The sequence below is a fragment of the Streptomyces sp. NPDC101225 genome, from assembly GCF_044767585.1.
Taxonomy (GTDB): domain Bacteria; phylum Actinomycetota; class Actinomycetes; order Streptomycetales; family Streptomycetaceae; genus Streptomyces.
The window spans coordinates 156,408-170,912 of the sequence record NZ_JBIWOE010000002.1 but is presented as its reverse complement, the minus strand read 5'-3'; the positions used below and the strand labels follow the sequence as shown (position 1 = coordinate 170,912).

At 70.9% G+C, this 14,505-nt stretch carries 12 protein-coding genes; 7 read left to right on the top strand and 5 right to left on the bottom strand.

The annotated features are described in order from the left end of the window. Nucleotides 1-399 precede the first annotated feature (399 nt). Nucleotides 400-966, top strand: coding sequence for a dihydrofolate reductase family protein (locus ACIRPX_RS03520; RefSeq protein WP_404187631.1), 567 nt, complete (start codon nt 400-402; stop codon nt 964-966). A gap of 86 nt (nt 967-1,052) precedes the next feature. On the opposite strand, the gene ACIRPX_RS03515 is transcribed toward ACIRPX_RS03520, so the two are convergent. Then, nucleotides 1,053-1,469 (bottom strand): ATP-binding protein, encoded by a 417-nt coding sequence (locus ACIRPX_RS03515; protein WP_404187629.1) that lies wholly within the window; start codon nt 1,467-1,469, stop codon nt 1,053-1,055. Between the two features lie 202 nt (nt 1,470-1,671). On the opposite strand from ACIRPX_RS03515, the gene ACIRPX_RS03510 reads away from it, so the two are divergent. The 4 genes from ACIRPX_RS03510 (at nt 1,672) to ACIRPX_RS03495 (ending at nt 6,504) form a co-directional block, all read left to right on the top strand. Further along, complete coding sequence (locus tag ACIRPX_RS03510) at nt 1,672-2,511, top strand: helix-turn-helix domain-containing protein (RefSeq protein ID WP_404187627.1); 840 nt, start codon at nt 1,672-1,674, stop codon at nt 2,509-2,511. Between the two features lie 8 nt (nt 2,512-2,519). Next, complete coding sequence (locus ACIRPX_RS03505) at nt 2,520-2,705, top strand: DUF397 domain-containing protein (RefSeq protein WP_404187626.1); 186 nt, start codon at nt 2,520-2,522, stop codon at nt 2,703-2,705. Nucleotides 2,706-2,734: 29 nt separating this feature from the next. Next, on the top strand, nt 2,735-4,963 hold the full coding sequence (locus ACIRPX_RS03500; RefSeq protein WP_404187625.1) for an ATP-dependent RecD-like DNA helicase: 2,229 nt from the start codon (nt 2,735-2,737) through the stop codon (nt 4,961-4,963). A 251-nt stretch (nt 4,964-5,214) separates the two neighbouring features. Next, on the top strand, nt 5,215-6,504 hold the full coding sequence (locus ACIRPX_RS03495) for a citrate synthase (protein WP_404187624.1): 1,290 nt from the start codon (nt 5,215-5,217) through the stop codon (nt 6,502-6,504). Nucleotides 6,505-7,093: 589 nt separating this feature from the next. On the opposite strand, the gene ACIRPX_RS03490 is transcribed toward ACIRPX_RS03495, so the two are convergent. The 3 genes from ACIRPX_RS03490 to ACIRPX_RS03480 form a co-directional block, all read right to left on the bottom strand. Then, on the bottom strand, nt 7,094-9,391 hold the full coding sequence (locus tag ACIRPX_RS03490; RefSeq protein ID WP_404187623.1) for a heavy metal translocating P-type ATPase: 2,298 nt from the start codon (nt 9,389-9,391) through the stop codon (nt 7,094-7,096). Between the two features lie 23 nt (nt 9,392-9,414). Further along, the gene (locus tag ACIRPX_RS03485) at nt 9,415-9,654 is read right to left on the bottom strand and encodes a heavy-metal-associated domain-containing protein (RefSeq protein ID WP_399347936.1); all 240 of its coding nucleotides are present in this window, start codon (nt 9,652-9,654) and stop codon (nt 9,415-9,417) included. Nucleotides 9,655-9,865: 211 nt separating this feature from the next. Then, nucleotides 9,866-10,543, bottom strand: coding sequence for a TetR family transcriptional regulator (locus tag ACIRPX_RS03480; RefSeq protein WP_404187622.1), 678 nt, complete (start codon nt 10,541-10,543; stop codon nt 9,866-9,868). Nucleotides 10,544-10,667: 124 nt separating this feature from the next. Here ACIRPX_RS03480 and ACIRPX_RS03475 point away from each other — a divergent pair, with 124 nt between their 5' ends. Together ACIRPX_RS03475 and ACIRPX_RS03470 are read left to right on the top strand one after the other, a co-directional pair. After that, entirely contained in the window at nt 10,668-12,950 is a 2,283-nt protein-coding gene (locus ACIRPX_RS03475; protein ID WP_404187621.1) for an MMPL family transporter, read from the top strand. Next, entirely contained in the window at nt 12,910-13,953 is a 1,044-nt protein-coding gene (locus ACIRPX_RS03470) for a zinc-dependent alcohol dehydrogenase family protein (RefSeq protein ID WP_404187620.1), read from the top strand. The genes ACIRPX_RS03475 and ACIRPX_RS03470 overlap by 41 nt, the downstream gene beginning before the upstream one ends. Here the strand turns inward: ACIRPX_RS03470 and ACIRPX_RS03465 are convergent. After that, on the bottom strand, nt 13,934-14,497 hold the full coding sequence (locus ACIRPX_RS03465) for a GNAT family N-acetyltransferase (protein ID WP_404187619.1): 564 nt from the start codon (nt 14,495-14,497) through the stop codon (nt 13,934-13,936). The genes ACIRPX_RS03470 and ACIRPX_RS03465 overlap by 20 nt on opposite strands. Nucleotides 14,498-14,505: the final 8 nt, after the last annotated feature.

The following is a 14,505-nucleotide window of genomic DNA, read 5'->3' as shown; positions in this document are numbered from 1 at the left end:
TACATCGACTGCGTACCGGCGATTGGAATCGATTACACGGCCGCAACGCAAGACCCCGATACCGGATCGTGATGAAGCGGCGGCGGGCAGCCGGCGGGGGCATCTCGTCACAGGGGGCGGCCGGTTCGGCCAACGAGTACGGGGTGACGCCGTCGGCCACCTCGATGTCACCGGTCCTCGATGTCACCGGTCCCCGAGGCCACCTGCCTACGAGGCCACCGGCCTGCGACACGGTCGACGCGGCGGCGGGGCGAGATCAGGCGGCTTGTCCGAGTCGGCCGAGTGCACCACGCTGAGCACCGAGAACGAGGGCCACCGGCGAGCCCGGATCGCGCACCGATGAGTTTCCCGCGCCGCACCGGTCCATACGCCGGACACCCACCGAGGGAAGGCTGCGCCATGCGGAAACTGATCTACGGCATGAACCTGACCCTGGACGGCTATATCGCCGCGCCCGGTGACGACATCGGCTGGAGCGGACCGCCGAGCGACGAGCTGTTCCAGTGGTGGCTCGACCTCGAGCAGGCGAGTGGCCTGTCGCTGTACGGGCGCAAGCTGTGGGAGACGATGAGCTCCTACTGGCCGACCGGCGACCAGCAGCCGGGCGCCACCCCGGCGGAGATCGAGTTCGCGCGCGTCTGGCGGGACACGCCGAAGGTGGTGTTCTCCTCGACGATCGACAAGGTCGACTGGAACACCCGCCTGGTCACCGGCGACGCGATCGCCGAGATCACCCGGCTCAAGGCCGAGGAGGGCGGCCCGATGACCATCGGCGGCGCGACGCTCGCGGCGGCGGCCATGCGCGCCGGGCTGATCGACGAGTACGCGATCGCCGCCCATCCGGTCCTGGTGGGCAGCGGCACGCCGTTCTTCACCGCGCTGGACGGCTGGGTGAGACTGAACCTGGTGGAGACGCGGACGTTCCCCGGCGGCGTGGTCCTGACCCGGTACGAGACGAGGCGCTGAGCGGCAGCACCCACGCGCCGGGAGAGGTGGTACGACCGGCTGCCCCGCCTGCGCCCGTCCGCCTCCCGTTGGCGCTGATCGACGGCCTACGCCGCCGCAAGTTCGCACCACACGTACTTGCCGCGGTTGCCGTGTCTCGACAGGGGGTGCCAGCCCCACACCTGCGAGCAGGCGCGCACCAGCAGCAGTCCCCGCCCTTCCTCCGCCTCGCCCGGCCGCGCCAACGGCACCGGCGGTTCGGGAGGTTCGGGGTCCGCGTCCCACGCCCCGATGCGCAGGGTGCCGGGCGGCGCCCAGCGGACCCGCAGGGCGGCGGGGCCCTTGGTGTGGCGGACGGCGTTGGTGACCAGTTCGGTGGCGAGCAGTTCGGCGACGTCGACGAGGCCGACCAGTCCGTGGGCGGTGAGGATCAGCCGGAGGGTTCGGCGACTGACGGTGACGGCACGGAGGTCGTTGGGGAGGGAGAGGCAGTACTCCCAGGGCTCGGAGGCGTTTCCGGGCATGCGGCAACTCCGGTTCGGTGGAGGGGGGTCGGCGGTGGCTTCGCCGCGGCCGTCAGGTCAGGCAGGACGGAGCGGTGCGCTTCCGCGGAGCGATGAAAGCGTCACCGACGGTAAACCTTTTATTTAAGGCGCGGCAAGTCCATCCCGTAATCTGGCCCCGAACGAGGCGCTCCGACCGGCGCGTTGAAACAAGGAGCAGTCGATGGGGACCAGGCGCGAACCAACGGCGCGGCAACTGCGGCTGGCGACCGAACTGCGCAGGCTGCGGGATGCGGCAGGGCTCAGCGCTCGGCAGGCGGCGGCGCTGCTGGGCGTGAACTCCGTGCAGATCAGCCAGATCGAGTCCGGCATCTCCGGTGTGAGCGAGGAGCGCCTGCGTCGGCTCGCCTCCCACTACGCCTGTGCCGACGGACCGTTCGTCGACGCGCTGGTCACCATGGCCACTGATCGGACACGGGGCTGGTGGGAGGAGTTCCGCGGAGTGCTGCCCCATGCGTTCCTGGACCTGGCCGAACTGGACCACAACGCCACGTTCCTGCGCGAGGTGGCGATTGTGTACGTGCCGGGCCTGCTGCAGACGGAGGGATACGCCCGTGAGGTCTTCTCCTCCAGGATTCCCGAGCTCACCGCTGACGAGCTCGAGTGGCGTGTCCGGCACCGGATGGCGCGCCAGGGCAAGGCCGCCTTCCCCCACCAGGTCGTGATCCACGAGGCGGCTCTGCGCATCAGGGTCGGCGACCGTGCCGGCGCCCGGGCTCAACTCGCCTGGCTGCTCCAGCTCTCGGAGGCGGAGCGCATCACCTTGCGCGTGGTGCCCTTCGACCTGGACGGCTTCGCCACGGCTTCCAGCACCATGGCATACGCGGGCGGCCCGGTGGCCAAGCTGGACACGGTGGTGCGCGACGCGCCCCATGGCTCGCTCTTCATCGACTCCGAGGCTCAGCTCGACGTCTATCGAACACGCTTCCGTAGGATTGAGGCTCTGTCACTCGATCCCGGGCGGTCGCGTGACTTCATCCACAGGTTGACGAAAGAGCTGTGAGGCATCCGATGGGCACCTGGCGGAAGTCGTCCTACTCCGGCGAAGGCGACGGCGACAACTGCGTGGAACTCGCCGCCACCCCCACCCGCGTCGGCATACGCGACTCGAAGACCCCCACCCGAGCCACCCTCACCTTCCCCGCCCCCACCTTCACCGCCTTCCTCGAAGCCGTGAAAACCGCTCGGCTGCGCTGACTGTCAGCCCGCACCGGTACCGTCGGATCATGTCCAACCAGGCGGTGGTCGAAGGCGTTCTCGAGCGCATCACGTACGCCAACGAGGAGAACGGCTACACGGTCGCCCGCGTCGACACCGGCCGCGGCGCCGGTGACCTGCTCACGGTCGTCGGCGCGCTGCTCGGCGCCCAGGTGGGGGAGTCGCTGCGCATGGAGGGCCGCTGGGGCTCGCACCCCCAGTACGGCAAGCAGTTCACCGTCGAGAACTACACGACCCTGCTCCCGGCCACCGTGCAGGGCATCCGGCGCTATCTCGGCTCCGGCCTGGTCAAGGGCATCGGCCCGGTCTTCGCCGACCGCATCACCCAGCACTTCGGCCTGGAGACCCTGCGGATCATCGAGGAGGAGCCGAAGCGCCTGATCGAGGTCCCCGGGCTCGGCCCCAAGCGGACCAGGAAGATCGCCGACGCCTGGGAGGAACAGAAGGCGATCAAGGAGGTCATGCTCTTCCTGCAGACCGTCGAGGTCTCCACCTCGATCGCCGTGCGCATCTACAAGAAGTACGGCGACGCCTCGATCTCCGTGGTCAAGAACCAGCCCTACCGCCTCGCGGCCGACGTCTGGGGCATCGGCTTCCTGACCGCCGACAAGATCGCCCAGTCCGTCGGCATCCCGCACGACAGCCCCGAGCGCGTGAAGGCGGGCCTGCAGTACGCGCTGTCGCAGGCCACCGACCAGGGCAACTGCTATCTCCCCGAGGAGCGGTTGATCGCCGACGCGGTGAAGCTGCTCCAGGTCGACACCGGCCTGGTCATCGAGTGCCTCGCCGAACTCGCCCGGGAGCCCGAGGAGGGCGAGGACCCCGGCGTCGTACGGGAGAAGGTGCCCGGCCCGGACGGCGGCGACCCGGTGACGGCCGTCTATCTCGTGCCCTTCCACCGTGCCGAACTCTCCCTCTCCGCCCAGCTGTTGCGTCTCCTGCGCACGGAGGAGGACCGGATGCCCGGCTTCCAGGACGTGGCCTGGGACAAGGCGCTGGGCTGGCTGAAGGACCGTACGGGCGCCGACCTCGCCCCGGAGCAGGAGGCCGCCGTCAGGCTGGCGCTGACCACGAAGGTCGCCGTGCTGACCGGCGGTCCCGGCTGCGGCAAGTCCTTCACCGTCCGCTCGGTCGTGGAGCTGGCCCGGGCCAAGAAGGCCAGGGTCGTCCTCGCCGCCCCCACCGGCCGCGCCGCAAAGCGCCTGTCCGAGCTCACCGGGGCCGAGGCGTCCACCGTCCACCGCCTGCTGGAGCTGAAGCCCGGCGGCGACGCGGCGTACGACAGGGACCATCCGCTCCAGGCCGACCTGGTGGTCGTCGACGAGGCCTCCATGCTGGACCTGCTGCTCGCGAACAAGCTGGTCAAGGCGGTCCCGCCGGGTGCCCACCTGCTCTTCGTGGGGGACGTGGACCAGCTGCCCAGCGTGGGTGCCGGCGAGGTCCTGCGCGACCTGCTCGCCGACGGCAGCCCGATCCCCGCCGTGCGCCTCACGCGCGTGTTCCGCCAGGCCCAGCAGTCCGGCGTGGTGACCAACGCGCACCGGATCAACTCCGGCCACCACCCGGTCACCGACGGTATGAAGGACTTCTTCCTCTTCGTCGAGGACGACACCGAGGAGGCCGGGCGGCTCACCGTGGACGTGGCCGCCCGCCGGATTCCGGCGAGGTTCGGCCTGGACCCGCGCCGGGACGTCCAGGTCCTCGCGCCCATGCACCGTGGCCCCGCCGGCGCCGGCACGCTCAACGGCCTGCTCCAGCAGGCGATCACCCCGGGGCGGCCCGACCTCCAGGAGAAGCGGTTCGGCGGCCGGGTCTTCCGCGTCGGCGACAAGGTCACCCAGATTCGCAACAATTACGAGAAGGGCAAGAACGGTGTCTTCAACGGCACCGTCGGCGTTGTCACTTCGCTCGATCCGGTCGACCAGCGCCTGACGGTGCTGACCGACGAGGACGAGGAGGTTCCGTACGATTTCGACGAACTGGACGAGCTGGCTCACGCGTACGCGGTGACCATTCACCGCTCGCAGGGGAGTGAATATCCGGCGGTGGTGATCCCGGTCACCACGGGTGCCTGGATGATGCTTCAGCGCAACCTGCTCTACACGGCGGTCACCCGGGCCAAGAAGCTGGTCGTCCTCGTCGGCTCACGCAAGGCGATCGGTCAGGCGGTGCGTACGGTGTCCGCGGGACGGCGCTGCACGGCGCTCGACTTCCGGCTTTCGCCCAGACCCCGGTGAGAGCGCTTGCGGCCGCCGCGGCGCCTCCACGGGGCAGGCATCACAAAAAATGATCGATCAAATGAGTCGCGAAGGTCACAGAGCACTTCCGGATGGGGAAGCAAGGGGGCAGGATGGGCAAGTTGGCGGCACTCAGTGCCGTCAATAGGCCCGATGGTCGACCCCGAGTGCACTCTCCTGAGCCAATTGGGGGATGGTAGAGACAGTCAGGGCAACCTCGAAGATGAGGCACTACGTCGGTGAGGGAAGACGTGAGCGACAACTCTGTAGTACTGCGGTACGGCGACGGCGAGTACACCTACCCGGTGATCGACAGCACCGTCGGCGACATGGGCTTCGACATCGGGAAGCTCCGCGCCCAGACCGGTCTGGTGACGCTGGACAGCGGTTACGGCAACACCGCCGCCTATAAATCCGCGATCACCTACCTCGACGGCGAGGCGGGCATTCTCCGGTACCGCGGCTACCCGATCGAGCAGCTGGCGGAGCGCTCCACCTTCCTGGAGGTCGCCTACCTGCTGATCAACGGTGAGCTCCCGACCGTGGACGAGCTCACCTCGTTCCAGAACGAGATCACGCAGCACACCCTGCTGCACGAGGACGTCAAGAACTTCTACAGGGGCTTCCCGCGCGACGCCCACCCGATGGCCATGCTGTCCTCGGTGGTCTCGGCGCTGTCGACGTTCTACCAGGACAGCCACAACCCCTTCGACGAGCGGCAGCGCAACCTCTCCACGATCCGCCTGCTCGCCAAGCTCCCGACGATCGCGGCGTACGCGTACAAGAAGTCGATCGGCCACCCGTTCGTCTACCCGCGCAACGACCTCGGCTACGTCGAGAACTTCCTGCGCATGACCTTCTCGGTCCCGGCGCAGGAGTACGTGCCCGACCCGGTCGTCGTCTCCGCGCTCGACAAGCTGCTGATCCTGCACGCGGACCACGAGCAGAACTGTTCGACGTCCACGGTCCGTCTGGTCGGCTCGTCGCAGGCGAACATGTTCGCCTCCATCTCCGCCGGCATCAACGCTCTGTGGGGCCCGTTGCACGGCGGTGCCAACCAGTCCGTGCTGGAGATGCTCGAGGGTATCCAGACCAGCGGCGGCGACGTCGACTCCTTCATCCGCAAGGTGAAGAACAAGGAGGACGGCGTCCGGCTGATGGGCTTCGGCCACCGGGTCTACAAGAACTTCGACCCCCGCGCGAAGATCATCAAGGCGGCGGCGCACGACGTCCTGTCCGCGCTCGGCAAGTCCGACGAACTGCTGGACATCGCGCTGAAGCTGGAGGAGCACGCGCTCTCCGACGACTACTTCGTCTCGCGCAGCCTCTACCCGAACGTCGACTTCTACACCGGCCTGATCTACCGCGCGATGGGCTTCCCGACCGAGATGTTCACGGTCCTGTTCGCCCTCGGCCGGCTGCCCGGCTGGATCGCCCAGTGGCACGAGATGATCAAGGAGCCCGGCTCCCGCATCGGCCGCCCGCGCCAGATCTACACCGGCGTCGTCGAGCGCGACTTCATCCCGGTCGAGGAGCGCTGACACCTGCCGTCGTGGGGCGCCGGTCCGCCGGTGCCCCGTCGCCGCCGCAGCGATCCCTCCGCAGTGCCGCCCGGTGGTGGCGACGAGGCAAGAAGAGGCAAACAGAAGGCGCCCTGGCGCCGGTCCCCCCACGGGCCGACGTCCAGGGCGCCTTCCCATGTCCCGGTACGGATTCCCCCCACGGGATCCGGCCGGGCGTCTGTGAGGACAGCGCCTGAATCGCTGTTGTGCGGTCTGCCGGGACAACGCACGCTCGGGAGGGCCGCTCAAAGCTCCCCGGTGTACGTGCCCCGGCAACACACCTCTGGGGAAGTCCCCCAAGACATCCCCAGATGCCAGGAAACGCCCCCCAAGACGCCGCCTGACATCGTCAACTTAGACCTTCGTACCCCTTCAATGGTTACGTTCACATCACTGTGATCTGCGTCTCTTGCATATGTCCGTTAGAGCGCAAGAGCCCCGATCGCCGACCGGGACCCAAGCGTAAGGATGATGCGCGAGCCTTGTGAAGAGCTTATGTGAGCCTGGCGCCGGACTCCAGGGGTGCTCTTACCCGAGTTGGCCTAACCGCCGGTAACTTTGCGGCGGTTCAGTTGAACGTCCGCAGCCGCAGGCTGTTCGTCACCACGAACACCGACGAGAACGCCATGGCCGCCCCCGCGATCATCGGGTTGAGCAGCCCGGCGGCGGCCAGCGGCAGCGCCGCGACGTTGTAGCCGAAGGCCCACGCGAGATTGCCCCGGATCGTGGACAGTGTCCTGCGGGAGAGCCGGATCGCGTCCGCGGCCACCCGCAGGTCCCCGCGCACCAGCGTCAGATCGCCGGCCTCGATCGCCGCGTCCGTGCCGGTGCCCATCGCCAGCCCGAGGTCGGCGGTGGCCAGCGCGGCCGCGTCGTTGACGCCGTCGCCGACCATCGCGACGCACCGTCCCTCGGCCTGCAGCCGCCGTACGGCCTCGACCTTCTCCTCGGGCAGCACCTCCGCGATCACCTGCCCGATGCCGACCGCCTGCGCCACCGCCTCGGCCACCGCCCGGTTGTCCCCGGTCAGCAGCACCGGCGTGAGCCCCAGTGCGCGCAGTTCGCGCACCGCCTCGGCACTGGTCTCCTTGACCGCGTCGGCGACGGTGACGACACCGCGTGCCACCCCGTCCCAGCCGACCACCACGGCCGTACGTCCGCCGCGCTCGGCCTCGTCCTTCGCGCGGGCCAGCTCCTCCGGCAGTTCCGTGGCGTACTCGGCGAGCCGCCCCACGGACACCTCACGGCCCTCCACGCGGCCGCGTACGCCCCGGCCGGGCACGTTCTCGAACTCCTCGACCTCGGGGAGCCGTCCGGCCTTCTCCCGGCCCTCGGCCGGGGGGACCCCCGGCCCGCTCCGCTCGGCGGCGCCCACGGCGATCGCCCGGGCGACGGGATGCTCGGAGGCGTGCTCGACGGCGCCCGCCAGCCGCAGCACCTCCGTCTCGTCGGTGCCGGCGGCCGCGTACACCTCGTGGAGGGTCATCCGGCCGGTGGTGACCGTGCCGGTCTTGTCGAGGACGACGGTGTCGACCCGGCGCGTGGACTCCAGGACCTCGGGGCCCTTGATGAGGATGCCGAGCTGGGCGCCGCGCCCGGTGCCCACCATCAGCGCGGTGGGCGTGGCCAGGCCCAGCGCGCACGGGCAGGCGATGATCAGGACCGCCACGGCGGAGGTGAAGGAGGCGACCGCGTCGCCGGTCACGGCGAGCCGGACGCCGAACGTCGCGACGGCGGCCAGTATGACCACCGGCACGAAGACCGCCGAGATCCGGTCGGCGAGCCGCTGCACCTCGGCCTTGCCGCTCTGCGCGTCCTCCACCAGCTTCGCCATCCGCGCGAGCTGCGTGCCGGAACCCACGCGCGTGGCTTCGACGACGAGCCGGCCCCCGGCGTTCACCGTGGCCCCGGTGACGGGGTCGCCCGTGGTCACGTCCACGGGAACCGACTCGCCCGTCAGCATCGAGGCGTCCACGGCGGACGCGCCCTCGACGACGGTGCCGTCGGTCGCGATCTTCTCCCCGGGCCGCACGACGAAACGGTCCCCGACCGCCAGCCGGGACACGGGGACACGGATCTCGCGGCCGTCGCGCAGCACGGACACGTCCTTGGCGCCCAGCTCCATCAGCGCGCGCAGCGCCGCTCCGGCCCGCCGCTTGGAGCGGGCCTCCAGGTAGCGGCCGAGCAGGATGAAGGCGACGACCCCGGCGGCGACCTCGAGATAGATCGTGGAGGCCCCGTCCGTGCGGGAGACGGTGAGGCGGAACTCCTCGCGCATGCCGGGCGCGCCCGCGTCGCCGAGGAACAGCGCCCACAGCGACCAGCCGAACGCCGCCAGCGTGCCGACGGAGACCAGCGTGTCCATGGTGGCCGCGCCGTGCCGGGCGTTCGTCCAGGCCGCCCGGTGGAAGGGCAGCCCGCCCCAGACGACGACGGGCGCGGCGAGGGTGAGCGCCAGCCACTGCCAGTCGTCGAACTGGAGGGCGGGAACCATCGACAGCAGCACCACCGGGAGCGCGAGCAGGGCGGAGACCGTGAACCGCCTGCGCCAGGAGGCGGTTTCCGGGTCCTGCTGGGTCTCCTGCGCGACGGGCTCGGGCCGCGGCGGGGGCGGCTCCTCGGCCGTGTACCCCGTCTTCACCACCGTGGCGATCAGATCCGTGACCTGGGTGCCCGCGGGGCAGGTGATCCGTGCCTTCTCCGTGGCGTAGTTCACCGTGGCCGTGACGCCGTCCATGCGGTTGAGCTTCTTCTCGACGCGAGCCGCGCAGGAGGCGCAGGTCATCCCGCCGATGAGCAGCTCGACCTCGGAGGCGTCCGCGGCCGTGCGTATCGGTACCGGTGTCTCTGTGCGGGCGCTGGTCATCCGGGGTACCCGACCTCCTGTGGTCAGACCTGGCCGACGAGCTCGAAGCCGGCCTCGTCGACCGCCGCGCGGACGGCGGCCTCGTCGAGCGGGGCCGCGGAGACCACGGTGACCTCGCCGGACGCGGCGACGGCGGTCACGGAGGCGACACCGGGGAGTTCGGAGATCTCGCCGGAGACGGCGCCCTCGCAGTGGCCGCAGCTCATCCCGCTCACCTTGTAGACGGCGGTGACGGTACCCGGGGTGTCGGTCTGCGCGGTCATGTCGTTCTCCTCGTCGAGGCGTGTGGCGTGCGGAACGTATGGGGCCCACGGGGGGTCCACCACTCCCAGACTATACCCCTAGGGGGTACTTTTCCATCGTCCCGCCCGTGCGTCGGGGCGACCGGTGCGGTGGGTCGGCGGTGCGCCGGGCCCGGTGGCGTGGCGTGGCGGGTCGGGTGGCATGGCGGGTCGGGTGGCGTGCCGGGGCGGCTCAGGCGGACCGGGTCGTCGTCGCCTGGGCGGGGCCGAGCCGGTCGCCGACCAGCGGGCCGAGGTAGCCGATCAGAACCTTCTTGATCTCCTCGATGTACGCGTCGCGCTCGGCACCCTCGTGGGCGAGGATCAGCTCCAGGCCCGCCTTGTACATCCCCAGGCAGACGTGCGCGGTCCGCGTGACCTCGGCCGGCCGGGCGTCCGGCAGCAGGGAGAGGAGCAGCCCCTCCACCCGGGAGATCAGCGTCGCGTGCAGGGCGTCGTGCTCCTCGGCGATCCGGCCCGGGATGTCGGGGCCGTGCATCAGCGCGAAGAACACCGGGTGGTCGCAGTTGAAGGCGATGAACCGGTCGACGGCTGCGCCGACCGCCTGCTCCAGCGGGGTCGCCGGGTCGACCGGGGCGAGCGCCTCGCCGTACGTCTCCCGCATCTCGTGCATCAGCCGGTCGCCCAGCTCGATCGCGATCGCTTCCTTGTTCGGGAAGAACTGGTAGAGCGTGCCGGGTGAGACGCCGGCCTCGCGGGCGATCGCGTTGGTGCTCGCGGCCGTGTAGCCCGTGGTGCAGAAGACCGAGGCCGCGGCTTCGAGCAGCTGGGCGATCCGGCGCTCGCCCCGGGCCTGGCGACGGCGCGGCTGTTCCTTCTGCGGGCTGTCCTTCTGCGGGTTGTCGGACACGCGTTATCCCCAGATCTCCGTACGCCGTTGACAAACGCGAGCGGTCGCTCGCATTCTGGAGAAACACGAGCGATCTCTCGTGTTTCCAGTCTATGGTTTTCCTCGGTGAAGGGGACACCGCACGATGACCGAAGTCAACAAGCCACCACGCCTGGGCGGCTGGACCCGTTTCGTCACCGCCCGCCCGCGGTTGTCGCTGCTCCTCGCCCTGGTGATCACCGCCCTCGCCGTGCTGGCCGGAAGCGGCGTCGCCGACCGCCTGGGCAGCGGCGGCTGGGAGGACCCGGACGCCCAGTCGACGTACGCCACCAAGGCGCTGGAGCGGGAGTTCCCCGCCTCCCAGCCCAACTTCCTGCTGCTCGTCGACTCCGGCCGCGCCTCGGTGGACGATCCGGCCGTGGCCGCCGAGGCCCGGCGCCTCACCGAGCGCCTGGCGCGGGAGAAGGGCGTCACAGGCGTCGGCTCCTACTGGCAGGCCGGGGCCTCGGCGGCACCGTCCCTGCGCGCCGAGGACGGCCACGAGGCGCTGATCGCCGCCCGCATCACGGGCGACGAGAACGCGATGGCGAGGACCCTGGACCGCATCGCGCCCTCCTTCCGCGGCGCCCATGGCCCGGTGGAGGTCAAGGTCGGCGGCATCGTCGCGGTGCGCCACGAGATGCAGACCACCATCAAGGAGGACCTGACCCGCGCCGAGCTGATCGCCCTGCCGGTGACGCTCGTGCTGCTGGTGATGGTCTTCGGCAGCGCCGTCGCCGCGCTGCTGCCGCTGGGCATCGGCATCGTCGCCATCCTGGGGACGAACGCGGTGCTGCGCGCCCTCACGGAGTTCACCGACGTCTCCGTCTTCGCGCTGAACCTCACCACGGCTCTCGGCCTCGGACTCGCCATCGACTACGCCCTGTTCATCGTCCGGCGCTTCCGCGAGGAGCTGTCCGCCGGCGCCGCACCGCTGCCCGCCGTCGCGACCACCCTGCGCACCGCGGGGCGCACCGTCCTGTTCTCGGCGCTCACGGTGGCCGTCTCCCTGGCCGCCATGCTCCTGTTCCCGCAGTACTTCCTGCGGTCGTTCGCCTACGCCGGCATCGCCGTGGTGCTGCTGGCGGCCGCCGCCGCCCTGATCCTGCTCCCGGCGGCCCTGGTCCTGCTGGGACACCGGGTCGACTCGCTGGACCTGCGGCGCCTGCTGCGGCGCGGGCGCCCGGCGCGGACCTCGGGCGAGGAGGGCACGGCCTGGGCGCGGGCGGCGACGCTGGTCATGCGCCGGGCCCCGTTCTTCGCCGTGGCGACCACCACCGTCCTGATCGTGCTCGGACTGCCCTTCCTGGGAGTGAAGTTCGGCACCGCGGACGACCGCCAGCTGCCCTCGGGCGCCGAGTCGCACGTCGTGCAGCAGCACCTTCGCGACGGCTTCCCGGGCAGCCCCGGCGGCGGTCTGGAGGTGCTGGCGGAGGGCCGGGCGACCCCCGCGCAGTACGCGGCGTACAAGGAGCGCGTCGCGGCCCTGCCCGGTGCGCTGCGGGTCGACGGCCCGCTGGTGAAGGGCCGGTCGGCGTACTTCACCGTGCAGCCGAAGGGCGAGGCCGTCGACGGCACGGCGCAGCGCCTGGTGGGTGAACTGCGCACCGCCGACGCCCCCTTCGACACCAAGGTGACCGGCACGGCCGCCGTCCTGGTCGACTCCAAGCACGCGATAGCCGAGCGCCTGCCCTGGGCGGCCGTCTTCATCGCCGTCGTCACCCTGCTCCTGGTGTTCCTGCTGACGGGCAGCGTGCTGATACCGATCCAGGCCGTGGTGCTCAACGCGCTCAGTCTGAGCGCCATGTTCGGCGCGGTGGTCTGGGTCTTCCAGGACGGCCATCTCTCCGGCCTGCTCGGCTTCACCAGCCCCGGCTCCATCGAGACCACGCTGCCGGTCCTGATGTTCTGCGTGGCCTTCGGCCTCTCCATGGACTACGGCGTCTTCCTGCTCTCCCGCATCAAGGAGGAGTACGACAGAACGGGCGACCACACCACCTCGGTCCGCTACGGCCTCCAGCGCACGGGCGGGCTGATCACGGCGGCGGCGGTCATCCTGGCCGTGGTGATGGTCGCGATCGGCACCTCGCGGGTGACCAACACCAAGATGCTGGGGCTGGGCATCGCCCTGGCGGTCCTGATGGACGCGATGATCGTCCGGAGCCTGCTGGTCCCGGCGGTGATGCGGCTGACCGGCCGGGCGACCTGGTGGGCCCCGGCCCCCTTGCGGAGACTGCACGGACGGTTCGGTCTGAGCGAGGGCGCCGGCGACCGCCCCTCCGGGGGCGCGGGGAACCGCGCGACCAGCGAGGGCGTTCCCTCGGACACGAACGACGAGGGGACGGCAGATGCGAGCAGTGGTCTTCGAACAATACGGCGAACCCGCTGAGGTACGTGAGGTCGACGGCCCTCACCCCGCCGAACACGGAGTGGTCGTACGCGTGGAAGCCACCGGCCTGTGCCGGAGCGACTGGCACGGCTGGCAGGGCCACGACCCCGACATCACGCTCCCGCACGTACCCGGCCACGAACTCGCCGGTGTGGTGGAGGCGGTCGGCGCCCGGGTCAGCGGCTGGCGCCCCGGCGACCGCGTCACCGTTCCCTTCGTGTGCGCCTGCGGGACCTGCGCGGCGTGCGCGGCCGGGGAGCAGCAGGTGTGCGAGCGGCAGACCCAGCCGGGGTTCACCCACTGGGGCTCGTTCGCGCAGTACGTGGCCCTGGACCGTGCCGACGTCAACCTGGTGGCGGTCCCGGAGGGACTGTCCTTCGCCACGGCGGCGGCGCTGGGCTGCCGGTTCGCCACGGCGTTCCGGGCGGTGGTGCAGCAGGGCAGGGTGGCGGCGGGGGAGTGGGTCGCGGTGCACGGGTGCGGCGGAGTGGGCCTGTCCGCGGTGATGATCGCGGCGGCGTCGGGGGCGCGGGTGGTCGCGGTGGACGTGTCGCCGCAGGCCCTGGAGCTGGCGCGCGCGTGCGGCGCGGCCCAGTGCGTGGACGGGTCGGTGACGCCGGACACGGCCGCGGCGGTCCGTGAACTGACCGGCGGCGGAGCCCAGTTGTCACTCGACGCCCTGGGCTCGCCGGTGACCTGTGCCGCGTCCGTGAACGGCCTGCGCCGGCGGGGCCGCCACGTCCAGGTGGGCCTGCTCCCGTCCCCGGCCGGCACGACCCCGGTCCCGATGGCCCGCGCGATCGCCCTGGAGCTGGAACTGCTCGGCAGCCACGGGATGGCGGCGCACGCCTACCCGCCGATGCTGGAGCTGGTGAGGTCGGGTGTGCTGCGTCCCGATCTGCTGGTGACCTCGGCCATCACCCTGGACGCGACGCCCGCCGCGCTGGCGGCGATGGGGACGGCACCGGGAGCGGGGGTGACGGTCATCGAACCGTGGAGCTGAGGGCGGCCCACTCACGGTCGAGGATGCCCATGATCACCTCGTCCACCCACGCGCCGTCCCGCAACGCGGCCTCCCGCCGCACCCCTTCGACCGTGAATCCGGCCTTCTCGTACACCCGCAGGGCCCGGTGGTTGTGGCCGTACGCCTCCAGCTGGATGCGGTGCAGGCCGAGTGGCCCGAAGGCGTGGCCGAGGACGAGCCGGGTGGCCTCCGTGCCGAGTCCGCGGTCCCGGCCCCGCGGGCCGAGCAGCGTGCGGAAGGTGCAGCTGCGCGCCTGCGGGTCCCACTCGTACAGGACGACCTCGCCGACGAGTTCGCCGGTGGCGCGGTCGGTGACGGCGAGGTCGAGGCGGTCGGGCCGAGTGGCCCGGGAGCCGTACCAGGACCGTACGTGCTCCCGGGTGAGCTCGCGGGCGGGTTCGCCGGTGAAGCGGACCACCTCGGGGTCCTCGATGATCTCCCACATGGTGTCGGCGTCGGCCTCGGTGAAGGGGCGCAGCACGGTCCTGGCGCCGGTCAGGACGGGTTTGACGGAGAAGCTCATGGAACAAC

Excerpts from the sequence above, each read along its gene's own strand:
- ACIRPX_RS03520 (WP_404187631.1), top strand. The coding sequence starts at position 400 with ATGCGGAAACTGATCTACGGCATGAACCTGACCCTGGACGGCTATATC.
- ACIRPX_RS03515 (WP_404187629.1), bottom strand. The coding sequence starts at position 1,469 with ATGCCCGGAAACGCCTCCGAGCCCTGGGAGTACTGCCTCTCCCTCCCC.
- ACIRPX_RS03510 (WP_404187627.1), top strand. The coding sequence starts at position 1,672 with ATGGGGACCAGGCGCGAACCAACGGCGCGGCAACTGCGGCTGGCGACC.
- ACIRPX_RS03505 (WP_404187626.1), top strand. The coding sequence starts at position 2,520 with ATGGGCACCTGGCGGAAGTCGTCCTACTCCGGCGAAGGCGACGGCGAC.
- ACIRPX_RS03500 (WP_404187625.1), top strand. The coding sequence starts at position 2,735 with ATGTCCAACCAGGCGGTGGTCGAAGGCGTTCTCGAGCGCATCACGTAC.
- ACIRPX_RS03490 (WP_404187623.1), bottom strand. The coding sequence starts at position 9,391 with ATGACCAGCGCCCGCACAGAGACACCGGTACCGATACGCACGGCCGCG.
- ACIRPX_RS03485 (WP_399347936.1), bottom strand. The coding sequence starts at position 9,654 with ATGACCGCGCAGACCGACACCCCGGGTACCGTCACCGCCGTCTACAAG.
- ACIRPX_RS03475 (WP_404187621.1), top strand. The coding sequence starts at position 10,668 with ATGACCGAAGTCAACAAGCCACCACGCCTGGGCGGCTGGACCCGTTTC.
- ACIRPX_RS03470 (WP_404187620.1), top strand. The coding sequence starts at position 12,910 with ATGCGAGCAGTGGTCTTCGAACAATACGGCGAACCCGCTGAGGTACGT.
- ACIRPX_RS03465 (WP_404187619.1), bottom strand. The coding sequence starts at position 14,497 with ATGAGCTTCTCCGTCAAACCCGTCCTGACCGGCGCCAGGACCGTGCTG.